The sequence below is a fragment of the Streptomyces sp. NPDC051567 genome, assembly GCF_044454165.1.
Lineage (GTDB): Bacteria > Actinomycetota > Actinomycetes > Streptomycetales > Streptomycetaceae > Streptomyces.
The window spans coordinates 69667-95596 of sequence record NZ_JBITDK010000016.1 but is presented as its reverse complement, the minus strand read 5'-3'; the positions used below and the strand labels follow the sequence as shown (position 1 = coordinate 95596).

Here is a 25930-nt window from a genome sequence, read left to right as displayed (position 1 = left end):
TCCCGCGCAGCACTGTTCCTGACGGCACGTCAGTTCAGTAATCTGACTACGCGTCAGTAATCGAGGTCCATCGAGCAGGAGTGGGCGGCAACGATGCTTGGATCTACTCACGGCACCCTCACCACCGACTTCCGCGCACGTGTCGAGGCATGCGGGGAGAAGCCCCGGCCCGCCGTCCACTCCACGGCGGCGCCGTCCGCCGGGGACCTGGCCGCGCTGGACGTCAGCGGGCGGCCCCTGTACTCCGAGGTGCCCGACCTGGACCGGTTCTTCCGGCCCGAGTCCGTGGCCGTCATCGGCGCCTCCGACGCCGAGGGCAGGCCGAACAGCGGCATCACCCGCCAGCTCATCGCCTGGGCGGAACGCGTCGGCGCCCGCATCCACCCCGTGCACCCCACCCGCCCCAGCGTCTTCGGGCTGCCCTGCCACGCCTCCGTGGCCGACCTGCCCGGACCGGTGGATCTCGCCGTCCTCCTCGTCGGCGATCCGCTGCCCGTCATCGGGGAACTGGCCACGGCCAAGGTGAAGTTCGCCGTCGCCTTCGCCTCCGGGTTCGCCGAGACCGGCGACGCGGGCGCCGTCGCCCAGGCCCGGCTGGCCGCCGCCGTCCGGCGCGCGGGCCTGCGCCTCCTCGGCCCCAACACGAACCTCAACGCCTTCGAGACGTTCCGCGACGACCTCGACGGCCCGGCGATCGCACTGATCACCCAGTCCGGCCACCAGGGCCGCCCCCTGCACACCCTCCAGGAACTGGGCATCCGGCTCTCCCACTGGGCCCCCACCGGCAACGAGGCCGATCTGGAGACCTCGGACTTCATCTCCTACTTCGCCGAGCGGCCCGAGGTCGGCGCGATCGCCTGTTACGTGGAGGGCCTCAAGGACGGCCGGGCCTTCCTCCTCGCCGCCGACCGGGCCGCCCGCAACGGCGTCCCCGTCGTCGCCGTCAAGGTGGGCCGTACCGAGACCGGGGCCCGGACGGCCGCCTCCCACACCGGGAAGCTGACCGGCGCCGACACCGTCGTGGACGCCGCGATGCGGCAGTTCGGCGTCATCCGCGTCGACGGGCTGGACGAGCTCCAGGACACCGCCGCCCTGCTCGCCAGGGCCCGCGCGCCGCAGGCCGACGGGGTCGTCGTCTACTCCATCTCCGGCGGCACCGGAGCCCACTTCGCCGACCTGGCCACGGAGGCGGGCCTCACCCTCCCCACCCTCTCCGCGGCCCGGCAGGACGAACTCCACCAGTGGATACCGCAGTACCTGAGCGTCGCCAACCCGGTCGACAACGGCGGGCACCCGGTCGGCGACTGGCGCGGCCGCAAAATCATCGACGCGATCCTGGCCGACCCCTCCGTGGGCGTCCTGATCTGCCCGATCACCGGGCCCTTCCCGCCCATGAGCGACCGGCTCGCCCAGGACCTGGTGGACGCGGCCGAGCGGACGGACAAGCTCGTCTGCGTCATCTGGGGCTCCCCCCTCGGCACCGAGGACGCCTACCGCACCACCCTGCTCGGCTCCTCCCGGGTGGCCACCTTCCGCACCTTCGGCAACTGCATCACCGCCGTACGCGCCTACCTCGGCCACCACCGCTTCACCGCCGGCTACCGCTCCCCCTTCACGGACGCCCCGCGCACGCCCTCGCCCTCGTACCGCAAGGCGCAGGCCCTCATGCGCCCGGGCGAGCAGCTCAGCGAGCACGCGGCGAAGCAACTGCTGCGGGCCTACGGCATCCGGGTCCCGCGCGAACAGCTGGTGACGAGCGCGGCGGCGGCGGTCCGCGCGGCCGGGCTGGTCGGCTACCCGGTGGTGATGAAGGCGTCGGCGCCGCAGCTCGCGCACAAGACCGAACTGGGCCTGGTGAAGATCGGGCTGACCTCGGCGAGCCAGATCCGGGACACCTACCGGGAGCTGACCGACATCGCCCGCTACGAGGACATCGAGCTCGACGGTGTCCTCGTCTGCCAGATGGTCGAGCGCGGCGTCGAGATGGTCGTCGGCGTCACCCAGGACGCGCTGTTCGGGCCGACCGTGACCGTGGGCCTGGGCGGGGTCCTCGTGGAGGTGCTGCGCGACGCGGCCGTCCGCGTGCCGCCCTTCGGCGAGGACCAGGCGCGGGCGATGCTGACCGAACTGCGCGGCCACCCGCTGCTGGAGGGTGTCCGGGGGGCGCCCCCCGCCGATGTCGACGCCCTGGTCGAGGTCGTCCTGCGGGTCCAGCGGATGGCGCTGGAGCTGGGCGACGAGCTCTCCGAGCTCGACATCAACCCGCTGATGGTCCTTCCCCGCGGCCAGGGCGCGGTGGCGCTGGACGCCCTCGCGATCTGCCGCTGACCCCGGCCCGGCCCCCGCGCGCAGGACCCGTAACGCCCCGGAAGCCGCGCCCGCACCTCCCCCCGCGGCCGGGCCCGGACCGGCGCCCGCGCCCGTACCCCCGCTCGTACCCCCGCCCTCGCCCGTCCTTCCGCCCGCCCCCGGACGTGTCCTCGTCCCCGGGCGTGTCCTCGCCCCCGAACCCGTCCTGAACCGGAGTACATCCCCCATGACCGACTCCCCCCGAGCCGAACCGGCCGGTCCGGCCGAGCCGACCGGACCATCCCTCGACTCATTGGTACGGCACCGCACTGACAACGGCGTCTCGTGGATCACGCTCAACCGCCCCGAGGCCATGAACGCCCTCACCTGGGACCAGCGGGAACGCCTCATCGCGCTGTTCGCCGACGCCTCCGCCGACGCCTCCGTCCGCGCCGTCGTCCTCACCGCCACCGGCAAGGGCTTCTGCGCCGGGGCCGACCTGCGCGGGGCGCCCGCCGCCTCCGCCCGCGTGGCCGGTGACGTGGCCCGCATGATCCGGCTCGGCGCGCAGCGCCTGATCACCGCCGTGCTGGACTGCGAGAAACCGGTGGTCGCCGCCGTCAACGGCACGGCCGCCGGTATCGGCGCCCACCTCGCGCTCGCCTGCGATCTGGTCATCGCCGCCGAACCGGCCCGTTTCATCGAGGTGTTCGTCCGCCGCGGCCTGGTCCCGGACGGCGGGGGCGCCTACCTGCTCCCCCGTCTCGTCGGCCCGCACCGGGCGAAGGAGCTGCTCTTCTTCGGCGACGCGGTCCCGGCGGCCGAGGCCGAGCGCCTCGGCCTGGTCAACAAGGTGGTCCCGGCCGGGGAGCTGGAGGCCGCCGCCCGGGAGTGGGCCGAGCGGCTCGCGCGGGGCCCGACCCGCGCCCTCGCCCTGACGAAGCAGCTCGTCAACGCCTCCCTGGACGGCGACCGGGCCGCCGCGCTCGCCGCCGAGGCCGCCGCGCAGGAGATCAACATGACCACGGCCGACGCGCGGGAGGGGGTGGCGAGCTTCGTGGAACGCCGCACGCCCACGTACCGGGGCGCCTGAACGCGGCCGGGCGGGCCCGCCCGAAGCCCCCGCCCGAGGCCCCGCCCCGAGGCCCCGTCCGGCCCGGCCGCCGCCGCGGCCTACCCCTGCCGGGGTGCGGGCTTCAGCAGGGCGAACACCGCGCCGGCCCGGTCGGCGACCCAGGCGATGCGGCCGACCTCCGGCACGTCCTCCCCCGGCACGAGCACCGACCCGCCGTTCACCGCGACCGCCCCGGTGGTGGCGTCCACGTCCGCGACCGCGAAGTACGGCACCCAGCGCGCCGCCCCGCCCGATCCCTGCGCCAGCGGGACGGCCCCGCCGAAGGAACCGTCCTCCTGGTCCCCGTCGGCGATGCTGAGCACGCGGTACGTCATCCCGGGCGCGGGCAGCTCCGCGGACCGCCAGCCGAAGAGCGCGGCGTAGAAGGCGATGTCCGCGACGGGGTCCGGGACGTGGAGTTCCACCCACACCAGGGTGTTCTCGGCGGAGGTGCGCCGGAGCCCGAGGGTCCTTCCCGGCTGCCAGCAGGCGAACTGGGCTCCCTGCGGGTCGGTGAACTGCGCGGGCCATCCCTCCCCCATGGCGTCCACCGGCTCCCTGCGGACCTGCCCGCCGTGCGCCCGGACGGCCTCGGTCGTGGCCCGGACGTCGGGGGTCAGGAAGTGCGGCATCCAGGCCGAGGACGCGCCCTCCTCGGTGAGCGGCCCGAGCGCGGCCACGGTCTCCCCGTCGAGCTGGAAGAAGCCGTACCCGCCCGTGTCCGGCCCGGCGGAGACGAACCGCCACCCGAGGACGGCCTGGTAGAAGGCAGCGGCGGCGGGGACGTCGGGGCTCCCGAGGTCGATCCAGTTGGGTGATCCGGTACGGAAGTCGGTGCCGAGCACGGTTGTCCTCCTGCGGGTCGGTCACGGCGTACGGCGGTACGCCGGCCCCTGCCACGATGCCGACGCCCGGGCGCTCGCCCTCCGTACGGGCCGCTCCCGGCCGGGGGTTTCACCCGTGCGGGGGCAGGGAGCGGGCCCGCCTGCCGCATCCGCCCGTGTCCGCCCGTGCCTGGCCGTGTCCATCCGCTCCGGCCCGCGGACCCGGCGACGGCCCGGCCGCGCCTCGTCGGGACCGCCCGCACCACGGTCCCCGGCCCGTGGCGCGGGCGGTCCCCGGCCCGTCCCCGATCCGTCCCCGGCCCGTCCGTAGTCCGTCAACTCCGGGCTGTCGGGCCCGGCTCGGCGGCCGGGCCCGACGGCGCGGGTCCGTCAGTTCCGGCCCGCCTTGACGCCGTCCAGGAACGGTTCCAGCGCCGCGCGCCAGGCGTCCGGCTGGTCGTAGTGGAGGTAGTGGCCGGCGTCGGGGATCTCGGCGTACTGACCGGCCGGGAGGACGCGGACCATCTCCTGGGCCTCGGCACGGCCGAGTTCGCCGTCCAGCCCCCGGACGACCAGGGCGGGGCAGCCGACCTGGGCCAGCTCCTCCCAGTGGGCGTCGTGGACCCAGGTCTCCCGGGCGGTGAGCATCTGGCGGCGGGAGAAGAGCGGGCGCCAGCCGTCCGGGGCCTCGTGCATGACCTCGGCGAAGAAGGCCCCCCGGCCGGGGTCGGGGCGCTCGACCCGGTGGTCGTCCTCGCCGAACCAGCGGCGGGCCGCGTCCTGGGTGGGGAAGGGCAGGGGCCAGCGGCGGAACCACTCCTCCCACTCCTGCTGGGAGGCCGCGCCGAGGGCGGAGGCGCGCATGTCGCAGATGACCAGGGCCTCCACCAGGTCCGGGCGGCGGGCGGCGAGCTGCCAGGCGGTGAGGGCGCCCATGGAGTGGCCGACCAGGGTCACGGGGCCGAGGCCGAGCTGCTCGACGACGGCCTCCGCGTCGAGCACGAAGGCCTCGCGGGTGTACGGGCCGGTGGCCGGGCGTTCGCTCTGGCCGTGGCCGCGCTGGTCCAGGGCCACGACCCGGTGGCGCTCGGCGAGCCAGCGGGCGGTGCCGGCCCAGTGGAAGGCGCGCCCCATCAGGCCGTGGAGTAACAGGACCCCGGGCCGCTGCGGCTCCCCGGGAGCGGCAGCGGCGGTGGGTTCCCGGAACTCCCAGGCGGCCAGGCGCACACCGTCGGCCCCTGTCACATCGATGCGCTGTACCACCGCAGATGCACCCCCTTCGCTCCCGGCCAGACTATCGAACCTGCATTCGAAAACAGGGGTCTCACCGACAACACCGCTCTTTCGAGTGACCTTGCTCAAGGATTGGCCGCCGCTGCCGATGGAGATCCTTTCCCCAGGGGAGGCGGGCCGCTCGGGGAAAACGGTCCGAGAGGGATGACCTTGAGAGCTCGGGGCTCCGGGTCACCTGGGGAGGACTGGTCCCGGCGCCGTGAGGCGCCGGGACCGCTCACGCCACAGGATCGCCCCGCACCGCCGCAGGACCACCCGCCGCGGGACCACCCGCCGCGGGACCACCCGCCGCGGGACCACCCGCCGCGGGACCACCCGCCGCGGGACCACCCGCCGCGGGACCACCCGCCGCGGGGCTACCCGCCGCAGGAGGTCAGCGCTTCGCCACGAACACGTGCGAGGCGACCTCGGGGCCCAGCTCGGCGGCCTCGCCGCCGCTGCCGACCAGCACCCCGCCCGGGGACTCCGTCACGCTCACCACGGAACCGGGCTGCACGCCCGCCCGGCGCAGCGTGTACATCAGCTGGGCGTCGGTCTGGATCGGCTCCCCGATCCTGCGCACGACCACGGTCTTGCCCTCGGCGCCCGGGTCCAGCTCGGAGAGGCTGACCATCCCGGCCTCCAGGAACGGGTCCGCCTCGGCCTTCTCGCCCAGCTCCTCCAGGCCCGGGATCGGGTTCCCGTACGGGGACTCGGTGGGGTGACGCAGCAGTTCCAGCACCCGCCGCTCCACCGCCTCGCTCATCACGTGCTCCCAGCGGCACGCCTCGGCGTGGACATGCTCCCACTCCAGGCCGATGACGTCGACGAGCAGACACTCCGCGAGCCGGTGCTTGCGCATCACCCGCGTCGCCAGTCGCCGGCCCTCCTCGGTCAGCTCCAGGTGGCGGTCACTGGCGACGGACACCAGGCCGTCCCGTTCCATCCTCGCCACCGTCTGGCTCACCGTCGGACCGCTCTGGTCGAGCCGTTCCGCGATACGGGCGCGCATGGGGACCACACCTTCCTCTTCCAGCTCAAGGATGGTGCGGAGATACATCTCCGTGGTGTCGATCAGTCCGGACATTCGTGCCCCTCGGATTGCGTGCGCTGGCCCTGCCCCCAATTCTGACGCATCGGGCCGACAACCGTCCCGCGCCGAGTGACAGGGCTGTCCTCGGACAGAGGGCCGGGCGGCCCTCCGGGCTCCCGCGCACACATCTCCCGCACATTTCCCACGCATCTCCCGGACATCCCGGGACATCCCCTCAGGGCCTTTCGTCCCGGGATTGACGTTCGTATTGACACGCCCTTGGTCCAGACCGCACGGTGAGCGGCGGACAGGACGCACCTCACCTCTGGAAGGGCCATCGGCGTATGAGCGAGAGCAAGCTGGCCGGTCAGTTCTTCGACGCCGCCATCGGTCTGCTGGAGCGGGTGCGGGACGAGGAGTCCGCCCACGTCGCCGCGGCCGGAACCGTCCTCGCCGACGCGGTGGCGGCCGGGAACCGGCTCTTCGCCTTCGGCGCCGGGCACTCCTCACTGCCCGCCCAGGACGTGGTCTACCGGGCCGGCGGGCTCGCCCTGATGAACTTCCTCGCCGTCCCGGGGACGGTCGGGATCGACGTCATGCCCGCGACGCTGGGCAGCGCCCTGGAGCGCGTGGACGGCCTCGCCGGGGCCGTCCTGGACTGCAGCCCCGCCGCCGACGGCGACGTCCTCGTGATCATCTCCCTCTCCGGGCGCAACGCCCTGCCGGTCGAGATGGCCATGAACGCCCGCGCCATCGGCCTCAAGGTCATCGGCGTGACCTCGGTGGCGTACGCGACCGAGACCCGCTCGCGGCACGTCTCCGGCACCTTCCTCAAGGACCACTGCGACATCGTCCTCGACAGCAAGATCGCGGTCGGCGACGCCGAGCTGAGCCTCGACGGGATCGCCGCGCCCTTCGCCCCCGCCTCCACCGTGGTGACCAGCGCGATCATGCAGGCGGTCATGGCGGCGGCGGCCGGCGAGCTGGCCGCGCGCGGCATCGAGCCCCCGCTGCTGCGCTCGGGCAACGTCGACGGCGGCCACGAGTGGAACGGCCGCGTGATCCAGGAGTACGGCGACCGGATCTTCTTCCGCCACTGACCGGTACCGGTACCGGTACCCGCCGCCGCGACCGTGAAGGAAGGCCCCGGCACCGGCCCGGCACACCGCCGGACCGGTCCGCGCCCACCCCGGGGAACCGTGGGCGGCGGCCCGTGAACAAAACGGTTGTGGCCCCGGGGACGGGTCTCTAGGCTCTGCCGTACACAAGAAGGGAGGTGGTTCCCGAAATGTACGGAAACCGGACGCGTGAGGTGACTGCGGGCTAAGCGCCCGTCGTCGCACGCACCCAGTGCGGTGCCCGGCGGGATCGCCAGGCGCCAATCCACAGCAGTCACCCGACCCGCGGGCTCGCCGGCACGTCCGGCCGGCTTCTCTCACTGCAGGAGAGAAACCCGAGCCCGCGGGTCGTCTGCGTTCCCGGCCACGCCGCCCGGCTACGGACAGATCCACCCGACTACGGGCAGAGCCGCTCGGTCCGCCAGCCGCCGTCCTCGTCCAGGACGTAGCGCAGGCGGTCGTGGAGGCGGTTCTCGTGGCCCTGCCAGAACTCGACCGCCTCCGGCGTGACGCGCAGACCGCCCCACTCCGGCGGGACCGGGACCTGCTCGCCCTCCGGGTAGCGGGCGGCCAGCTCGGCGTAACGGCGGTCCAGCTCCGCCCGGGAGGCCACCACCCGGGACTGCTCGCTGGCCCAGGCGCCCAGCTGGGAACCGTGGGGACGGGAACGGAAGTACGCGGCCGTCTCGGCACGGCCGATGCGGGAGACCGTGCCGGTGACGACGACCTGCCGGGCGAGCGGATGCCAGGGGAAGAGCAGCGCGGCGTACGGGTTCGCGGCGAGTTCGGCGCCCTTGCGGGACCCGTAGTTGGTGAAGAAGACGAAGCCCCGCGCGTCGAACCGCTTCAGCAGCACCGTGCGCGAGCTGGGGCGGCCGTCCGGGGTGGCGGTCGAGAGGACCATCGCGTTCGGCTCGGGCAGGCCCGCGTCGGTGACCTGCCCGAACCAGTGGGCGAACTGGCTCATCGGGTCCTCGGCGAGGCTCTCCTGCGTGAGCAGCTCCGAGCGGTACTGCTTGCGCATGACGGCGGGGTCAAAGTCCTGGTCGGTCACCGGGCCATCCTGCCCCAGGAGGAACGGCGGAACGTATGCCGTATGTCACGCTTCCGCAGCCCATCGGGAACGGACACACTCGGGGAGCCGGTCCGAGGGTCCCCGCACGGATGACCATCGGCCGTGCCGGGCATCAACGGGGATGACCGCGCCGGACCGTGCGTCACGCCGGGAACCACGCGTGTCCGCATCTATCTGAGGAGCCGCCAGATGTCCGAGTTCGTACCCGGGCTCGAAGGGGTCGTCGCGTTCGAGACGGAGATCGCCGAGCCCGACAAGGAGGGCGGGTCCCTCCGCTACCGGGGCGTCGACATCGAGGACCTCGTCGGCCACGTCTCCTTCGGGAACGTCTGGGGCCTGCTGGTCGACGGTGCGTTCGACCCGGGCCTGCCGGCCGCCGAGCCCTTCCCCCTCCCGGTCCACTCCGGTGACGTCCGCGTCGACGTGCAGTCCGCGCTCGCCATGCTCGCCCCGGTGTGGGGCCTGAAACCGCTCCTGGACATCGACGCGGCCACCGCCCGCGACGACCTCGCGCGCGCGGCCGTGATGGCGCTCTCCTACGTGGCCCAGTCCGCGCGCGGCCAGGGCCTGCCCATGGTCCCGCAGCGCGAGATCGACAAGGCCGGGTCCGCGGTCGAACGGTTCATGATCCGCTGGCGGAGCGAGCCGGACCCGCGCCACGTCAAGGCCGTCGACGCGTACTGGACCTCCGCCGCCGAGCACGGCATGAACGCCTCCACGTTCACCGCGCGCGTCATCGCCTCCACCGGGGCGGACGTGGCCGCCGCCCTGTCCGGCGCGGTCGGCGCCATGTCGGGCCCGCTGCACGGCGGAGCGCCCTCGCGCGTGCTCGGCATGATCGAGGAGATCGAGCGCTCCGGCGACGCCGTGGCCTACGTGCGCAAGGCCCTGGACAAGGGCGAGCGGCTGATGGGCTTCGGGCACCGCGTCTACCGCGCCGAGGACCCCCGCGCCCGCGTACTGCGGCGCACCGCCAAGGAACTCGGCGCCCCGCGCTACGAGGTGGCCGCCGCCCTGGAGAAGGCCGCGCTGGAGGAACTGCGCGCGCGCCGCCCCGACCGGGTGCTGGCGACCAACGTCGAGTTCTGGGCCGCGATCACGCTGGACTTCGCGGAGGTCCCGGCCCCCATGTTCACCTCGATGTTCACCTGCGCCCGCACGGCGGGCTGGTCGGCGCACATCCTGGAGCAGAAGCGCACGGGCCGGCTGGTACGCCCGTCGGCCCGCTACACCGGGCCGGGCGTGCGCGACCCGCACGAGATCGAGGGCTACGCGGACCTCGCCGAAACCTCCTGACCCGCCCGCGCGACGCGCTCTCCGGCGGGCGTGGTCGGGCCAGGGCGGTCTCGACGATCCGGGACCGCCGGGCCACCACCCGGGTCCGGCGGGCCGCGTCGTCGGTGGAACGGGCACGGGCGGAACGGGCACGGGCGGGACGGGCACGGGGCGCTCCCCTCCCGGCGTGGGGGGGCAGAGTGGCCACCGCCGCGAGAACGAGCAAGCACGCTTGCACGGTTCGCCTTCGGAGCATCGCCTTCACGCCACCCTCGCCGGTCCGTCCGCCCCGGACCGGGCGGGTACCGGCCCGGCGCCCGTAGGGCCGTGACGTTCCTGCCGCCCGCGGGCCGCCGGACCCGCAGGGGACGTTTCAGGCCGTAAGCCAAAAAACTCCCCGTAGCTCACCGTCACCCCGCAGATACTGGGCACTCCGCTCCGGGCCCGAGCGCGCACCCCACCTCTCCCACAGCTCGACGACGAGGATGTACTGACGTGACTTCAGCCGCCGACTCCGCTTCCTCCGGCGCCTCCGCCGACTTCTCGCTCTATCCGGAACTCGACGCCTCGGCGCTCGCCGCGTTCGTCACCGCCCTGGAGAGCGGCGACGTCAGCGGCCTCGGCCCGGCCCGCGCCGCCGAGGTCGAGGCCGCCCGCTCCGTGGCCCTCTTCAGCCGGATCAAGGTGGGCGGCGCCGACGGCGCCCTGCTCGACGCCGGGCTCTGGCGTCACACCGGGAGCCAGCCCCGCCCGGTGATCGTGATGCCCTCGCCGTGGACCAACCTGGGCTGGCACACGTACGCCGTCCAGGCCAGCATCTTCGCCGCCCGCGGCTACAACGTCCTCGCCTACACCACCCGCGGCTTCCCCGGCTCCGAGGGCGAGGTGGAGGTGGCGGGCGCGCTCGACATCGCGGACGGCAGCCGCGCTCTGGACCACCTCATCGAGCGCACCGCCGGCCAGGTGACGAAGATCGGCTTCCTCGGGGACTCGTACGGCTCCGGCATCAGCCAGATCGTGGCCGCGCGGGACAGCCGCGTCGACGCCGTGGTCGCGCTCAGCACCTGGGGCGACCTCGGGGAGGCGTTCTACGAGAACTCCACCCGCCACGTCGAGGCCGTACGGGCCCTGCTGAACGCCGCCTCGAAGGCGCGGCTGAGCCCGCAGACGCAGAGCATCTTCGACAACGTGCTCACCAACCAGAACATCGAGGAGACCCTGATCTGGGCGGAGGAGCGCTCCCCGTTCAGCTACGTCCGGGAGCTCAACGACCGCCAGGTGCCGGTCCTCTTCGCGCACGCCTGGCACGAGACGCTCTTCCCCAGCAACCAGACGCTGAAGCAGTTCCACGCGCTCACCGGCCCCAAGCGCGTCCTCTTCTCCATCGGTGACCACTCCGGCCCCGAGGCGTCGGGCATGCTCGGCCTGCCCAACCGGATCTGGACCAACGCCCACCGCTGGTTCGACCACCACCTCAAGGGCGTCGAGAACGGCATCGACGGCGAGGGCCAGGTCCTCAGCGAGATCATGTGGAGCCAGGCCCTGGAGCCCCGCCCCACCTGGGAATCCCTCACCGGGCGGGTCCGGCGGCTCTTCCTGGCGCCCGGCGGGGAACTGGACGAGAAGCCGCAGACCGGCTGGACGGCGGGGGTGCTGACCGGGACGGACACCCCGGCGACCGTCGCCGACTCGGTCGTCCTCGCCGGGTTCGCGGAGATCGCCGGACGCCCGAAGGCGTACCCGACCGACGACATCGACCGCACCGTCGCCGCGGTCTGGGCCTCGGCCCCCTCCGACGAGGTCACCCGGCTGCGCGGCACGCCCCGGCTGCACCTCACCTACCAGGCGCCGAGCCCCCGTTCGAGCTTCATCGCGTACCTCTTCGACACGGCGCCCGACGGCACGGCGCACATCGTCACGCACGCCCCCTTCACCGACCTGGTCACGGGACCGGGCGAACCGGTCAGCGCGGAGTTCGACCTCCAGGCCACGGCGTACGACGTCCCGGCCGGCAACCGGCTGCTGCTGGTGATCGACGCCCGTGACCCGTTCTACGGGGACTCCAACCTGCCCCGCGCGACGCTGACCTTCACCTCCCTGGAGGAGAAGCCGTCCCACCTGGACCTCCCGCTGGGTTAGGCCCTGTCGCACCCCGGACCCCTTGCCCGGCCGTACGGCCGCCGGGCAAGGGGTCCGGTCATGCGGACTCCGGGTCCGCACGGGGGTTCCTATCTGACGCGCCGTCAGATTCAATCGTTCCTGTGATGGGACACGCGGGGATGGCGGCCACCGTCGTCCGGTACCTCAGGTCGGCCGGCTCCCCCACTTCCCCCGCGCCCGCGCCCGTGCCCGGGGCCGTGGACCCGGCGCCGCGTCCCGGCCTGCGGGCGGTCGGGGAGGACGAGCGGGCGCCCGCCGCCCCCGCCGTAGCCCCAGCCGTCGCCCCCGCCGAGTTCCGGGCCGTACTGGGGAACTTCGCCAGCGGGGTCACCGTCGTCACCGCGCCGCGCGGCGAGGGCGAGGGCGAGGAGGGGCCCGCCGGGTTCGCCTGCCAGTCCTTCGCCTCGCTCTCCCTGGACCCGCCGCTGGTCACCTTCATGGTCGCCCGCACCTCGGCGACCTGGCCCCGGATCGCCCGCGCGGGGGTCTTCTGCGTCAACGTCCTCGGCGCCGGACAGGACGCGCTGTGCCGGGCCTTCGCCGTCAGCGGCGCCGACAAGTTCGCCGGGGTCGCCCACACCCCCGCGCCCGGCACCGGCTCGCCCCTGCTGGACGCCGTGCCCGCCTGGATCGACTGCCGGGTGCACGCCGTCCACACGGGCGGGGACCACCTGATCGTGGTGGGCCGGGTGGTGGCCCTGGGCGCGACCGGGGAGGGCGAGCCGCTCCTCTTCCACAAGGGCCGGTTCGGCCGCTTCACCCACTGACCCCGCCCGGGACCGGACCGGGACCGGAGGCAGGACCGGACCCGGTCCCGGACCCCGGAAAAGGGGGCCCGAACCCCCCGTCCTAGAAGGTCAGGACCGCGCGCGCCACCCGGCCGTGGCGGGCGTCGTCCACCGCCTTGCCGAACTCCTCCACCGGGTAGACCTCCGTCACCAGCTCGTCCAGGAGCAGCCGGCCCTGCCGGTAGAGCCCGGCGTAGAGGGCGATGTCCCGCTGCGGGCGGGCGGACCCGTACCGGCAGCCCATGATCGTCTTGTCGAGGTAGAGCGACGAGACGAGGAACGACGCCTCCTCCGTGAAGCCGGGCACGCCGAGCAGGACCGCCTGCCCGTGCCGGTCCAGGAGGTCGACGGCCTGCCGGATCAGCCGGACGCTGCCCACGCACTCGAAGGCGTGGTCGGCGCCGGTCGGCAGGACCTCCCTCACCGCCGCCACCGGATCGGGGACGGCCGAGGCGTCGACGAAGTGCGTGGCGCCGAAGAGCCGGGCCACCGCCTCCTTCGCCGGGTCGGCGTCGACCGCCACGACCGTCGCGGCCCCGGCGAGCCGGGCGCCCTGGAGCACGTTGAGCCCGACGCCGCCCGCGCCGATGACCACCACCGACTCGCCGTGGCCGACGCGGGCCCGGTTCAGGACCGCGCCCACCCCCGTCAGGACCCCGCAGCCGATCAGCGCGGCCGAGGTCAGCGGGATCTCCCCGGGGATCTTCACCGCCTGGACGGCCCGGACGACCGTGCGTTCCGCGAAGGCCGAGCTGGACGCGAACTGGAACAGCGGCTTCCCGCGCCGCGAGAACGGCCGGCCGGGCCGCCCGATCGCCTTGCGGCACATCGTCGGCCTGCCCCGGTCGCAGTCCGCGCAGGCCCCGCAGTTCGCGAGCGTGGAGAGCGCCACGTGGTCCCCGGGCCCCACGTGCGTGACCCCGGCGCCGACCGCCTCCACCACCCCCGCGCCCTCGTGCCCCAGCACCACGGGCGACGGGAACGGGATCGTCCCGTCGATCACCGACAGGTCGCTGTGGCAGAGCCCGGCCGCGGCCGTCGCCACCAGCACCTCCCCCGGCCCCGGCCCGCGCACCTCCAGGTCGTCCACCACCCGGACCCGCCCGCCGTCGAGGACGACACCTCTCATCACGTCACCCCTCACCGCATCGCCCCTCACCGCATCGCCGCTCACCACGTCGCGTGCCACCCCGTCGCGTCCCACCACGTCACCGGGGCTCTCCGGGCAGGCCGAGCACGCGCTCGGCGATGATGTTCCGCTGGATCTCGTCCGAGCCGCCGTAGATCGTGTCGGCCCGGGTGAAGAGGAAGAGGCGCTGCTCCGCGTCGAGTCCGCCCTCGTACGGGAGACCGGGCGCCCAGGCCGTGGGCCCGGCCGAGGCCGCCGCGCCCCGGACCTGCACCGCCAGCTCACCGAGCCGCCGGTGCCAGCCGCCCCACAGCAGCTTGGCCACACTCGGAGCCCCCACGGCCTCCCCCACCGCAGCAGCCCCACCCGCACCACCGGCCACCCCCGCCGAGCCGACCGGGCCGACCGACCCCGCAGAGCGGCCCGACCCCAGCGTCCGCAGCGCGTTCCACCGCATCGTGCGCAACTCGGCCCACTGCCGCACCAGCCGGTCCCGCAGGACGGGGTCCCCCGCGCCTGCGGCCTCGCGGGCGAGGTGGGCCGCCAGGACGCGTTCCAGTTCCGCCGCGAAGCCGATCTGCTGGACCAGCGTCGACACCCCGCGTTCCAGGGCGAGCAGCCCCATGGCCACCGCCCAGCCGTTGCCCTCCCCGCCGACGGTCTCCGCCGCGACCGCCCCGTCGAAGAAGACCTCGCTGAACTCCGAGGTCCCCGTCAGCTGGCGGATCGGCCGGACCTCGATCCGGCCCGGCTGGTCCATCGGGACGAGCAGGAACGACAGCCCCCGGTGGCGCCGGGACCCCGGCCCGGTCCGGGCCAGGACGAAGCACCAGTCGGCGTCCCGGGCCAGCGAGGTCCAGATCTTCTGCCCGGTGACGCGCGGCAGCCCGTCCACGGGGTCCCGTACGGCCGTCGTCCGGATGCCCGCGAGGTCCGAACCGGCGTCCGGCTCGCTGTACCCCTGGCACCACAGCTCCTCGCCCCGCGCGATGCCGGGCAGGAAGCGGTCCTGCTGCTCCCGGCTGCCGTGCGCGATCAGCGTGGGCGCGAGGAGGTTCTCCCCGATGTGGCCGACCCGGCCGGGCGCGCGCAGCGCCGCGTACTCCTCGGCCCACACCACCTGCCCGGTCAGCGGGAGGCGCCGCTGGCCGTACCTCCCGGCCGGGAGGTCCCAGCCCTGCCCGATCCAGCCGCCCCGGCCCAGCTCGCGCTCCCACCCGCGCCGCGACGCGACGCCCTCGTGCTCGCCGCCCGGACCGCCGAGCCCGCGCGCGTCCCCGTACGGGCCGACGAGGTGCCCGGCCAGCCAGGTACGGGCCCGGCCGCGCAGTTCCTCGTCCTCGGCCCCGAAGCTGAAGTCCACCGCTCCCCCTGTGAGTGCCGTTCCCCCGGTGTACGCCGTCGCCCCGGTACGTCTCCCCGCCCGTCTCCCCGGTACGTCCTATGTGTTGGGCCGGTCCCCGGCAGCCGCCGCCCTGGCCATGGCCTCCAGCTGGGCGAGCATCGGCATCGGGTCGGTGCCGACCGTCCCGGGCAGGAAGTCGGCGATCCGCTCGGGGGTCCAGGAGCCCTCGGCGTACCCGGCGCGCAGCTCGCGCGGCTGCGCCCAGACGGCGATCTTCGGCCCGGCGATCGTGTAGACCTGCCCGGTGATCCGTTCGCCGCCGAGGGCCACGGCCCGGTCGCTGAGCAGGTAGGTGACCAGGGCCGCCACGTCCTCGGGCTCGCCGATCTCCTTGAGCTCCATGGGGACCCCCGCCGACATGCGGGTACGGGCGACCGGGGCGACGGCGTTGGCGGTGACCCCGTACTTGGCGAGCCCGAGCGCGGCCGAGCGGACGAGCGAGATGATCCCGCCCTTGGCCGCGCTGTAGTTGGCCTGGGCGACGGAGCCCTGGTGGTTGCCGCTGGTGAAGCCGATCAGAGTGCCGGAGCGCTGCTCGCGCATGACGGCCGAGGCGGCGCGGAAGACGGTGAAGGTGCCCTTGAGGTGGGTGGCGACCACGGGGTCCCACTCCTCCTCGGACATGTTGAACAGCATCCGTTCGCGCAGGATGCCGGCGACGCAGACGACCCCGTCGAGCCGCCCGTACCGGGCGAGGGCGGTGTCGACGACGCGTTGCCCGCCCGCCATGGCCGAGATGTCGTCGGCGACGGCGACGGCCTCGCCGCCCGCCGCGCGGATCTCCCCGGCCACGGCCCCGGCGACCTCACTGGTCGGCGCGGAGCCCTCGACGCCGACGCCGTAGTCGTTGACGACGACCCGGGCGCCCTCGGCGGCGGCGGCCAGCGCCACGGCCCGCCCGATGCCCCGGCCGGCGCCGGTGACGGCGACGACCTTGCCTGCCAAGAAGTTCCCCACGGACGGACCCCTTCCCGCATTTCCTGACGGTCCGTTAGATTCTTGGCCAGCCGGCCGCCCCGCACAACCCCCGCGCACCACCCCCGCACAACCCCCCGCCGCCTCCCGCCGCCCCTCGTCGCCCCTCGTCGCCCCTCGTCGCCCCTCGTCGCCCCTCGTCGCCCATCGCCGTCCGAGGAGATCCCATGGCCCTGCCCCCCGAGTTCCACGACATCGCCCGGCACGTCAACAACTGGGGCCGCTGGGGCGCCGACGACGAGCGGGGCACCCTGAACCTCGTCACCGACGAGGTCGTCCGGGCCGCCGCCACCGAGGTCCGGCGCGGGCTGCGGGTGCCGCTGGCGCTCCCGCTCCGGGCGGACGGGGTCCAGGCCGGGCTGATCCCCGGCCGGATCGACCCGCTGCACACGATGGTCCAGATCAACCAGGAGGTCTTCGGGCCGGGCACGGTGGCGTGCAGCGACGACGCGGTGACCATGGGCCTCCAGGCCGGGACCCACTGGGACGGCCTGGCCCACGTCTCGCACTCGGGTCGGATCTACAACGGCCGCCCCGCGACGACGGTCACCGCGCACGGCCGGGCCGAGTTCAGCGGCATCGACAAGGCCGGGCCGGTCGTCTCGCGGGGCGTCCTGCTGGACGTGGCCCGCGCGAAGGGCCTCGACCGGCTGCCGGGCGGGTACGCGGTGACCCCGCAGGACCTGACGGAGGCCGAGGAGTTCGGCGCCGTCACCGTCCGGCCGGGCGACATCGTCCTCGTCCGCACCGGCCAGGTCCAGCTCTGCCTGGCGGGCGACCGCCACGGCTACGCCTTCCCCTCGCCCGGCCTGTCCGTGCGCACACCGCGCTGGTTCCACGCCCGCGACGTGGCGGCCGTCGCCAACGACACCCTGACCTTCGAGGTCTTCCCGCCGGAGATCGCGGACCTGTGGCTGCCGGTGCACGCGCTGCACCTGGTCGAGATGGGCATGCACCAGGGCCAGAACTGGAACCTCGAAGCCCTCTCCACAGCCTGTGCGGAAGAGACCCGCTACGCGTTCCTCCTCTCGGCCATGCCCGAACCCTTCACCGGCGCCACCGGCACCCCGGTCGCCCCGGTCGCCCTCCTGTGACGGGCCACCCCCTGCCCCGGATCACACCTCCCCACGCAGGTCCAGACCCCGTACGAGGCTGAACCAGACGGCCTTCGAACCGCTCGGCCCGGCCCGCTCACGTGGACCGGGCGCTCCGGGCGTACCCGGGACCGGTGGCCACCGTCATCTCCAGAGCGCGGCCCATGCGCGGGCGGCGGTGATCGTCTCGTCCAGCTCGGTCATCCCGTACTTCTGCCAGGCTTCCCAGGAGCGCGCTTCGGCTTCGGTGAGCACCCGTACCGCCTCACGGGGGGCGCTCGCGAAGGCGGGGACAGTCTGCGCCCAGCGGGCCGCCTGCTCAGGGGCCTGCCAGCCGTCCAGGACGAGCCTCATCCCCCACAGGGCGGTGTCGATCCAGGCGGGGCCGCGCATGGCCCATGCCCAGTCAGTCAGCCATACCCTACTGTTCTCGCCGATCATGAAGTTGCTCGCGGCCGGGTCGGAGTGCACGAGCCGGTCCCCGGCGAGGAGGCGTTCGTCGGCTGGGTCGCAGTAGTCGCCCCACCGGTCCCATGGTGTTCTCAGGACCATCTCGGGGGCGGGACTCACACTCAGCTCACGAAGGACGGTGGCGATCGGCTCCAGGTGGTCGCTGCTGCCGGCGAACCACGCCCATGGGGTCGCGGTCACGCCCTGAAAGCCGACCAAGAGCCAGCCGCCCGCCTCTGTCCGCCACAGCATCTTCGGAGCGCAGGCGGGCAGGAACGGGTTGACGGCCGCCTCCGCTTCCAGCTCTTCCACCCGCTCGTGGTCCAGCGGCAGCCCCTTGATGAACTGCTTCTCCGCGCCAGGCGGGAAGAACAAGGAGGCAAGGGCGCTGCCGGTGCCGTTGTCCATGTCGACTCTCGGACAGTCCTCCCCGACACGATCGGCCACCGCCTGTCGCGTGGCTTCCGGAAGCTCCTCGTACGGGAGCCGCTCCACACGCACGGAGTCCGCTCTCCTATCGGGGCTGCGGCGGGCTGGGCGGCATCGGCGGGTTCTTGTCCGGGCGGGTAGGGGCGGTCGTCGGCCGCCCCTTCGGCGGCGTGGATACGGGCGCGGCGGGCGGGCGCCGCTCAAGAGGAGCCATCGTCATGGCGGAGAAGCTACCAGCCGCCGACCGACCGTCGCCGGGCGTTCGCGGGATCGTCAGGGTCCGGCCAGCCGCCCCGGTCGCCCTCCTCTGACAGCCTCCCCGCACCCCGGTCCGCGCGGGCGTCCGCGCGGGCGTCCGCGCGGGCGTCCGGCGCTCGCGCCTTCCCCTCGGGTCACACCTCCCCGCGCCGGTCCGCACCCCGGACGAGGCTGAACCAGACCGCCTTCGAACCGCCTTCGGCGACCATGGCCCAGTCGTCGGCGTACGCGCCGACGAGGGCGAGTCCACGCCCGTGCGTGTCCAGCAGCCCGCCGCCCGGCGCCCCATGCGGTGGTAGGTCCTCGGGTCCGGACCCCCGGTCCCGCACGAAGACGGTCACCCGGCCTGCTCCGAGCGCGAGTTCCACGGAGATCCGTGGCGTGACGGTGTGCTGGTAGGCGTTGGTCACCACCTCGGAGGTGCACAGGCGCGCCCGCTCGACGAGCAGGTCACACCCGGCGCCCCGGAGGACCAACGCCACCCACTCCCGCGCGGTCCTCGGCGTGTCCGGACGGCTGGGCGCCACCATCCGGTAGATCAGACCGGGCTCACGCGCCCGTTCGGTGGCGGTTAATGCGCTCGTGTTCATCGTGGTACCTCCCGACGTCAACGGTTGCGGCATCCCGGCACCGCAACCCGTGGCCCTGGCCGCCCACAGCCAACTGGCTTGTGAACAGGTGCACTTCAGGCTCTTCGGTGGGGTGTCCGCTCCCCGGAAGGTGGGGCACAACATTGGTACGGCGCAACATTGGTACGGCTAGGGCATCCGAAAGAGTGGACCCCTGGCACGGCTGCGCGAGAGCGACGAGCCCGGCGTGGTCGTCCGTACCACCCGGGCCAAGCTGCAAGCCTTCCTCGACGGCGCGGCGGCGGGCCAGTTCGACAAGTACGGCACCCGGCCGTAGGGGCCTCGGCCGGCGGCGACCGGCGGCGAGTCCAGCCGGCTCTCGGCGTGATCGATGCTCACGCCGGGAGCCGGCTGTTCCACCTCTCTCAGACCAGCTCAGACCAGCTCGGAGAGCATCGGCGGAGCCGGGACCACGGAAGCCGTCGCCATGCCGTTGGACTCCAGGGCGATCGGGTCGAGTTCGACGCTACGGATCAGGACGCCCGGGAAGTCCTCGAAGAAGCCGAGCGCTTCCGCGATGGCTTCCGTCAGCGTCCGGGCCTCGAAGGAGCACATGAACTCCGCCGTGTCCGGCCCCTCCACCAGGCCGATCCGTCCGTCGTTGAACCGGTCCAGACCGGCCAGGGTGTCGGACTGCTCCTCGGTGAGCACGTCCTTGAGGTGCAGGGTGAAGTGCCACTTACGCACAGCCGCGGTGGTTCCGGGTGAAGGCATCGATCTTGTTCGCCTCGTCTCCTGGGTTTTGAGGGGTGCAATGGACTGTGTAGCGCTTGGTGCAGGGGCAGCAGATGAGGAACCCCCAGTTATGCCTGTTCTTTGCGTGCGTCACCTTGAGCCCGCACGCCTCTGCCCTCTTGAGGGCTGCTTCGACATCCTTCTTCTGGTGTCGATCTCCTTGGCTCATACCCGCGTGTCTACTCGGCACCGCGCGAGCACACGGGCCAAATCAGCCGGATGTCACTCGACCGGTCCGCGCCCCCGCCGCTCGCCCAGGACGGTGACGGCGGTCAGGACGCGGTTCCAGAAGAGGTCGGCGTCCAGGGTGACCGCGACCTGGGCGTTGACCGGGCGGTCGACGTAGCGGTGGAGGTCGACCACCGTGGCGCCCCGGGTGTACGTGCCGTGCAGCTCGACCGTGACGTTGGCGTCGGCGCAGCCCACGATCGCCGGGTCGATGACCCGGGCCACCGCGACCGGGTCGTGCAGCGGCGGGTGGGGCATCCCCCACAGGGTCCGGTACGTGGAGGCGAAGAAGCCCAGCAGCTCCGCGCAGATGTGGCCGAGCTCGGTGCCGAGGGCCTCGAAGCGGGCCAGGATCTCGGGGGTGGCCAGGGCCTGGTGGGTGACGTTGAGCCCGCACATGGTCACCGGCACCCCGGCGCGGAAGACGATGTCCGCCGCCTCGGGGTCGGTAAAGATGTTGAACTCGGCCGCCGGGGTGCGGTTGCCGCGCTCGGTGGAGCCGCCCATCAGGACGATCTCGCGGATGCGCGGGGCGCAGTCGGGGTAGCGGGTCAGCAGCAGGGCGATGTTGGTCAGCGGGCCGGTCGGTACGAGCGTCACCGGCTCCGGGTGCTCCGTGATGATCCGGTGCAGGAGTTCCACCGCGTGCTCGGGGACCACGCCGACGGTGGGCTCGGGGAACTCCGGCCCGTCCAGCCCGGATTCGCCGTGCACGTCGGCGGCGACGGCCAGCGGCTGGAGCAGCGGCCGGGCGCAGCCGGCGGCGATGGGCACGTCGGTGATCCCGGCGACCGTGCAGACGCGGCGGGCGTTGAGGGTCGTCTTCTCCAGGGTCTGGTTGCCGGCGACCGTGGTGATGGCCAGCAGATCGACCGCCGGGTCGGCCGCCGCCAGCATGATCGCGAGGGCGTCGTCGTGCCCGGGGTCGCAGTCGATGATGATCGGGACAGGCACGGTGCGTCCTCGCCGTCGGGGGCAGCTGAACTCACCAGTCTGCCGTCCGGAGGCTGCGGGAGCCGCCTGTTCCGCGCCAAACCCCGAAGGCCGATGGCTTGCACACGTACCGAGGTGCGCCCACCGGGGTGGGCAGGTGTGACGGGTGGCGGCGTACCCTCGTGCGCGCCCCGAGCGCGGCACGGCAGCCGCCACCCCACGACCCGCACTCGTCAAGGTCAGCCCTTGGCGTCCCCTCGCGACGAATCGCTGAGACCAGGGTGATCAACGGGTGAGAAGCCGTCAACACCTCGTTAGAGGTACACGCGTGGTTCCCGGGAGGGGCCGTACAGTTCCGGCGCGCGTCCGGGGCCGTCCGCCGCGTCGTCCGTGGCCGGTTTCTCCGAGCGGTCGACCTCGCACCAGATCCGCTTGCCCGCGCCCTCGCGCTGCCAGCCCCAGCGGTCGGCCAGGCCGTCCACCAGCTCCAGGCCACGGCCGCCCGTGTCGTCCCCGGTGGCCTGCCGGGGGGCCGGGGCGCGGTCGCTGCGGTCGGCGACCTCGACCCGTACGCCCGGCCCGCCGAAGAGCATCCGCAGCACGGCCGGACAGCCGGTGTGGACGACCGCGTTGGTGACCAGTTCGGAGATGAGCAGGATCAGCGTCTCGGCGAGCGGTTCGTCTTCGCCTATGCCCGAGCCCGCCAGCCGGGACCGCGCCCACCGACGGGCCCGGCCGACCTCGGCGGGGTCGGCTCCTACTTCCAGTTGGACCTGAAGTACCTGCACCGCTCACACCATCCGAACCGGCGGACACTTCGCCTCGCGACTGACGGGATCACCCGGGGCACCTCCGGGCGGGATCACCGACTGTGATCCCCTTACCGAGCAGCATGGTTGACCCAAAGTCACCGCAACAAGCGCTTCGGGCATATTCCCGCGCGAAGGTACAGACATAGTGCATACTGTGCCGCGCCCTCGCCGCTCAACCGCTCGCATTCGTGGGAGCGTACCGGAGCAGGCCCCTCCTCCTGGGCCTTAACGAGGTGGGCGAAGGACACAAACAGATATCAACTCTCTGTAATCGGACATGCGTCCCACGTCGTCCCTCCCGTGTCTTCCCGCCCTTCCCCTGGCTTCCCCCTGGCTTCCCGTGCTGTCCCGCGCCTCGCCGCGCCCTCTCGTCACGGTGAGCTACACCCTTTCGGCCAGAAACTCTTCGGCCTCGGCCACTGTCCGCCACTGTTCCGCCCGCACCCAGGCCCGCTTCAGGTACAGGTGGACGTCCGCCTCCCAGGTGAAGCCCAGCCCGCCGTGCACCTGGAGGCAGTCCCGGGCGTTGCGGACGGCGGCCTCGTCCGCGAGCAGCTTGGCGCCCGCGATCTCCCCGGGGTCGGCGGTCACCGCCGCCGCGTAGACCGCCGTACGGGCCAGCTCCGCGCGGACGAGCATCCCGGCGCACAGGTGCTTGACCGCCTGGAACGCGCCGATCGGCTGCCCGAACTGCTCGCGCTCCCGGGCGTAGCGCACCGCCAGCTCCACCGTCCGCAGGGCGCCGCCCAGTTGGAGCGCGGCCGTCAGCAGCGACCCCTCGTCGCGGTACTCCTCCAGGCCGTCGTACGCCGTGCCGGGCGACGGCGGCGCCACCCGGTGGAGCGGGGTCAGGGGGTCCGTCGGGCGGACCGGTTCGCCGGGCGGGAGCGACGCGTGCCCCAGGACCGCGTCCGCCTCCCCCAGGTACGTCACCAGCGGCCCGCCGAGGTCGAACGCCGTCACCACCATCGTGCCCCGCGCCGCGCCCGGGACGCTCCCGGCGGCCAGGTGCGTGGCGACCAGCGGGCCCGGCAGCAGCGCCCGGCCGGCCTCCTCGAAGGCGAGCGCCGCCTCCGGCAGCCCGAGCCCGACGCCGCCGTCCGCCTCCGGGAGCCGCAGCGCGAAGAACCCGGCCGCGCCGAGCTCCCGCCACAGCCCCCGGTCCACGACCGCCCCGGGCGCCGCCCCTGCCCCGGAACCCGGCCCCGGTCCGCAGGCCGCGTCCACCGACGCGCGCAGCGCCTCGCGGCCGTACCGCCGCGCCAGGAGGTCCCGTACGCCGGTCCGCAGGGCCCGCTGGTCGTCCGTCAGGTGGAAACGCACGGCCCTCACCGGCCCTTCGGGAGGCCGAGCATCCGCTCGGCGACGATGGTGTGCTGGATCTGCGAGGTGCCCGCCGCGATCGTGTACGAGAGGGAGGAGAGCCGCTCGCGCGCCCACTCCTCCTCCAGTGCGAGCGAGCCCGCGCCCAGCACCACGGCCGCCGTGTCGTACAGCTCCTGCCGGGCCCGCGAGTAGGCCAGTTTGAGGACGGAGCCGCCGGTGCCGGGGACCCCGCCGGAGAGCCGGGACTCGCTGACGTTCCACTGCGTGAGCCGCCAGAGCGCGCCGAACTCCGCGTACAGCCGTCCCAGCGCGCGGCGCAGCACCGGGTCGTCCCAGCGGCCGTCGGCCTTCGCCGTGCGGGCCAGCTCGCCCAGGGTCCGGCGGCAGGCGACGATCTCACCGGCGAAGGCGGTGCCGCGTTCGAAGGCGAGGGTGACCATGGTGACCCGCCAGCCGTCGTTCTCCGCGCCGACCCGGTTGGCGACCGGCACCCGTACGCCGTCCAGGAAGAGCTGGGCGAACTCGGTGGACCCGGCGAGGGTGCGCAGGGGCCGGACGGTGACGCCCGGCGCGTCCATCGGCATCGCCAGCCAGGAGATGCCCCGGTGCCGGGGGGCCGCCGGATCGGTGCGGACGAGCAGTTCGCACCAGTCGGCGACCTCCGCGTGCGAGGTCCAGGTCTTCGACCCGGTGACCACGTAGGAGTCGCCGTCGCGGACCGCGCGGGTGCGCAGCGAGGCCAGGTCGGAGCCCGCGTCCGGTTCGCTGAACCCCTGGCACCACACCTCGTCGCCGCGCAGGACCGGGGGCAGCCAGCGCGCCCGCTGCTCGGGGGTGCCCTCGGCGGCGATGGTGGGCCCGGCGTGCAGCAGCCCGACGAAGTTGGCGCCGACGTAGGGGGCCCCGGCGCGTTCGGTCTCCTCCAGGAAGATCAGGTGCCGGGCCGGACCGGCCCCGCGCCCGCCTGCGTCCACGGGCCAGTGCAGTCCCGCGTACCCCGCGTCGTGGAGCCTGCGCTGCCAGCCGAGGTCGTGGGCGCGCCGTCCCGGCCAGTCGTCCGGGGAGGGCCGGGCGGGCAGGTCCGGCAGCACCCCGGCCAGCCAGGCGCGCAGCCGGAGCCGGAACTCGTGCTCCTGCGGGGTGTCCGTCAGCCTCACCGGCGGGCCTCCCGCCCGGGGCGGTCCCGGGGGCGGTCCCGGTCGAGGTCCAGGCCGAGCATGCGGATGGCGTTGCCGCGCATCAGCTTGTAGACCGTCTCCTCGTCGAGGCCCCCGACGTGGTCGAGGGCGACCTCCTTGGTGTGCGGGAAGGTCGAGTCCACGTGCGGGTAGTCGGTCTCGAAGGTGGCGTTGTCGCGGCCGACCACGTCGAGCGAGGCGATGCCGTGCTTGTCGCGGAAGAAGCAGCAGAAGATCTGCCGGTAGTAGTAGGTGGACGGCGGCTCGGGGACCAGATCACGGACCCCGCCCCAGGCCCGGTGCTCCCGCCAGACGTCGTCGGCGCGTTCCAGGGCGTACGGTATCCAGCCCATCTGGCCTTCGCTGTAGGCGAGCCGCAGCGCCGGGAAGCGCACCAGGACGCCGCTGAAGAGGAAGTCCGTCATGGAGGCCATCGCGTTGTTGAAGCTCAGCGCGGCCTGGACGGCCGGGGGCGCGTCGGGCGAGGCGGCGGGCATCTGGGAGCTGGACCCGATGTGCATGTTGACGACGGTGGCGGTCTCCTGGCAGACGGCGAAGAAGGGGTCCCAGTAGCCGGTGTGGATGGACGGCAGCCCGAGGTAAGGGGGGATCTCGGAGAAGGTCACCGCCCGCACCCCGCGCGCCGCGTTGCGCCGGATCTCGGCGACGGCGAGGCCGATGTCCCAGAGCGGGACGATGCAGAGCGGGATCAGCCGGCCGCCGCTGTCGCCGCACCATTCCTCGACCATCCAGTCGTTGTAGGCGCGCACGCAGGCCAGGGCCACCTCCTTGTCGTGGGCCTCGGCGAAGGTCTGGCCGCAAAAACGCGGGAAGGTCGGGAAGCACAGGGACGCCTCGACGTGGTTGAGGTCCATGTCGAGCAGGCGCGCCGCCGGGTCCCAGCACCCCCGGCGCATCTCCGCCCGGGTGATCCCCTCCAGGGTCATGTCGTCGCGGTCGAAGCCGACGGCGGCGATGTTGCGCTTGTACGGGAACTTCAGGTCCTCGTAGATCCACCAGTCGGCGGGCGGGCCGTCCGGGTCCATGGAGATCACGTACTTGCCGCCGGTGTAGACGAGTTCGCCGATGCCCGTGGTGAGCGGCTGCGGGCCCCGGTCGCGGTAGCGGGCGGGGAGCCAGCGCTCGAAGAGGTGCGGGGGTTCGATCACGTGGTCGTCCACGCTGATGATCCGGGGCAGTTCCATGGTTTCCCCTCGCCGTGTCCGGTGACCAACTATCTGACGAGTCGTCAGATACGCGCCCGGTACACGCTAGCCCGCCACCCATGGACCTACAAGCGCCGACGGCCTACGCTCCCCGCCATATCTGACCGACCGTCAGACAGCCACCGGGGAGAGGCCGCCGATGCCGGACACCGCGACGGGTACGACAGACACGCCC

At 73.5% G+C, this 25930-nt stretch carries 23 protein-coding genes; 7 read left to right on the top strand and 16 right to left on the bottom strand.

The annotated features are described in order from the left end of the window. The first annotated feature begins 93 nt into the window (after positions 1–93). Both ACIA5F_RS19150 and ACIA5F_RS19145 read left to right on the top strand, forming a co-directional pair. A complete protein-coding gene (locus tag ACIA5F_RS19150) occupies positions 94–2328 on the top strand; it encodes an acetate--CoA ligase family protein (RefSeq protein ID WP_399354399.1) in 2235 nt (744 codons plus the stop codon). A 208-nt stretch (positions 2329–2536) separates the two neighbouring features. Continuing rightward, positions 2537–3382 carry an enoyl-CoA hydratase/isomerase family protein gene (locus ACIA5F_RS19145; protein ID WP_399354397.1) on the top strand — a complete coding sequence of 282 codons (846 nt, stop codon included), beginning with the start codon at positions 2537–2539 and terminating at the stop codon, positions 3380–3382. An 80-nt stretch (positions 3383–3462) separates the two neighbouring features. On the opposite strand, the gene ACIA5F_RS19140 is transcribed toward ACIA5F_RS19145, so the two are convergent. The 3 genes from ACIA5F_RS19140 to ACIA5F_RS19130 all read right to left on the bottom strand — a co-directional run bounded on the left by ACIA5F_RS19140 (position 3463) and on the right by ACIA5F_RS19130 (position 6586). After that, positions 3463–4248 (bottom strand): VOC family protein, encoded by a 786-nt coding sequence (locus tag ACIA5F_RS19140; RefSeq protein ID WP_399354395.1) that lies wholly within the window; start codon positions 4246–4248, stop codon positions 3463–3465. A gap of 369 nt (positions 4249–4617) precedes the next feature. Next, positions 4618–5490 carry an alpha/beta fold hydrolase gene (locus ACIA5F_RS19135; protein ID WP_399354393.1) on the bottom strand — a complete coding sequence of 291 codons (873 nt, stop codon included), beginning with the start codon at positions 5488–5490 and terminating at the stop codon, positions 4618–4620. A 403-nt stretch (positions 5491–5893) separates the two neighbouring features. Next, entirely contained in the window at positions 5894–6586 is a 693-nt protein-coding gene (locus tag ACIA5F_RS19130; protein ID WP_399354391.1) for a metal-dependent transcriptional regulator, read from the bottom strand. Between the two features lie 290 nt (positions 6587–6876). Between ACIA5F_RS19130 and ACIA5F_RS19125 the strand changes: the two genes are divergently transcribed. Next, the gene (locus ACIA5F_RS19125; RefSeq protein ID WP_399354389.1) at positions 6877–7632 is read left to right on the top strand and encodes an SIS domain-containing protein; all 756 of its coding nucleotides are present in this window, start codon (positions 6877–6879) and stop codon (positions 7630–7632) included. A gap of 415 nt (positions 7633–8047) precedes the next feature. On the opposite strand, the gene pdxH is transcribed toward ACIA5F_RS19125, so the two are convergent. Next, on the bottom strand, positions 8048–8674 hold the full coding sequence (gene pdxH / locus ACIA5F_RS19120) for a pyridoxamine 5'-phosphate oxidase (RefSeq protein ID WP_399354490.1): 627 nt from the start codon (positions 8672–8674) through the stop codon (positions 8048–8050). A gap of 240 nt (positions 8675–8914) precedes the next feature. Between pdxH and ACIA5F_RS19115 the strand changes: the two genes are divergently transcribed. The 3 genes from ACIA5F_RS19115 (at position 8915) to ACIA5F_RS19105 (ending at position 12927) form a co-directional block, all read left to right on the top strand. Beyond that, complete coding sequence (locus tag ACIA5F_RS19115) at positions 8915–10021, top strand: citrate synthase 2 (protein ID WP_399354387.1); 1107 nt, start codon at positions 8915–8917, stop codon at positions 10019–10021. A gap of 474 nt (positions 10022–10495) precedes the next feature. Beyond that, entirely contained in the window at positions 10496–12139 is a 1644-nt protein-coding gene (locus tag ACIA5F_RS19110; RefSeq protein ID WP_399354385.1) for an alpha/beta fold hydrolase, read from the top strand. 140 nt (positions 12140–12279) lie between these two features. Beyond that, positions 12280–12927, top strand: coding sequence for a flavin reductase family protein (locus tag ACIA5F_RS19105; RefSeq protein ID WP_399354488.1), 648 nt, complete (start codon positions 12280–12282; stop codon positions 12925–12927). Between the two features lie 82 nt (positions 12928–13009). On the opposite strand, the gene ACIA5F_RS19100 is transcribed toward ACIA5F_RS19105, so the two are convergent. From ACIA5F_RS19100 to ACIA5F_RS19090, 3 genes are all read right to left on the bottom strand, one after another. Continuing rightward, on the bottom strand, positions 13010–14077 hold the full coding sequence (locus ACIA5F_RS19100) for an alcohol dehydrogenase catalytic domain-containing protein (RefSeq protein WP_399354383.1): 1068 nt from the start codon (positions 14075–14077) through the stop codon (positions 13010–13012). Between the two features lie 79 nt (positions 14078–14156). Beyond that, entirely contained in the window at positions 14157–15440 is a 1284-nt protein-coding gene (locus ACIA5F_RS19095; RefSeq protein WP_399354382.1) for an acyl-CoA dehydrogenase family protein, read from the bottom strand. Between the two features lie 78 nt (positions 15441–15518). After that, complete coding sequence (locus ACIA5F_RS19090; RefSeq protein WP_399354380.1) at positions 15519–16439, bottom strand: SDR family NAD(P)-dependent oxidoreductase; 921 nt, start codon at positions 16437–16439, stop codon at positions 15519–15521. 185 nt (positions 16440–16624) lie between these two features. On the opposite strand from ACIA5F_RS19090, the gene ACIA5F_RS19085 reads away from it, so the two are divergent. Further along, complete coding sequence (locus tag ACIA5F_RS19085; protein WP_399354378.1) at positions 16625–17551, top strand: cyclase family protein; 927 nt, start codon at positions 16625–16627, stop codon at positions 17549–17551. A gap of 144 nt (positions 17552–17695) precedes the next feature. Here the strand turns inward: ACIA5F_RS19085 and ACIA5F_RS19080 are convergent, their stop codons facing one another. The 9 genes from ACIA5F_RS19080 to ACIA5F_RS19040 form a co-directional block, all read right to left on the bottom strand. Beyond that, positions 17696–18502, bottom strand: coding sequence for a phosphotransferase family protein (locus ACIA5F_RS19080; protein WP_399354376.1), 807 nt, complete (start codon positions 18500–18502; stop codon positions 17696–17698). Between the two features lie 320 nt (positions 18503–18822). Continuing rightward, positions 18823–19278 carry an ATP-binding protein gene (locus ACIA5F_RS19075; RefSeq protein ID WP_399354374.1) on the bottom strand — a complete coding sequence of 152 codons (456 nt, stop codon included), beginning with the start codon at positions 19276–19278 and terminating at the stop codon, positions 18823–18825. 414 nt (positions 19279–19692) lie between these two features. Continuing rightward, positions 19693–20031: a hypothetical protein gene (locus ACIA5F_RS19070; RefSeq protein WP_399354372.1), complete on the bottom strand. Its 339-nt coding sequence runs from the start codon at positions 20029–20031 to the stop codon at positions 19693–19695. Next, positions 19997–20221 (bottom strand): hypothetical protein, encoded by a 225-nt coding sequence (locus ACIA5F_RS19065; RefSeq protein WP_399354371.1) that lies wholly within the window; start codon positions 20219–20221, stop codon positions 19997–19999. Before ACIA5F_RS19065 ends, ACIA5F_RS19070 begins: the two co-directional genes overlap by 35 nt. A gap of 53 nt (positions 20222–20274) precedes the next feature. After that, positions 20275–21234: a nucleoside hydrolase gene (locus ACIA5F_RS19060; protein ID WP_399354369.1), complete on the bottom strand. Its 960-nt coding sequence runs from the start codon at positions 21232–21234 to the stop codon at positions 20275–20277. Between the two features lie 293 nt (positions 21235–21527). Continuing rightward, entirely contained in the window at positions 21528–22001 is a 474-nt protein-coding gene (locus ACIA5F_RS19055; RefSeq protein WP_399354367.1) for an ATP-binding protein, read from the bottom strand. A 405-nt stretch (positions 22002–22406) separates the two neighbouring features. After that, positions 22407–23348, bottom strand: a complete 942-nt coding sequence (locus tag ACIA5F_RS19050; RefSeq protein ID WP_399354365.1) for an acyl-CoA dehydrogenase family protein — start codon at positions 23346–23348, stop codon at positions 22407–22409. A 5-nt stretch (positions 23349–23353) separates the two neighbouring features. Continuing rightward, positions 23354–24508 (bottom strand): acyl-CoA dehydrogenase family protein, encoded by a 1155-nt coding sequence (locus ACIA5F_RS19045; RefSeq protein WP_399354363.1) that lies wholly within the window; start codon positions 24506–24508, stop codon positions 23354–23356. Next, the gene (locus ACIA5F_RS19040) at positions 24505–25734 is read right to left on the bottom strand and encodes an amidohydrolase family protein (RefSeq protein ID WP_399354362.1); all 1230 of its coding nucleotides are present in this window, start codon (positions 25732–25734) and stop codon (positions 24505–24507) included. Before ACIA5F_RS19040 ends, ACIA5F_RS19045 begins: the two co-directional genes overlap by 4 nt. Between the last annotated feature and the right edge of the window lie 196 nt (positions 25735–25930).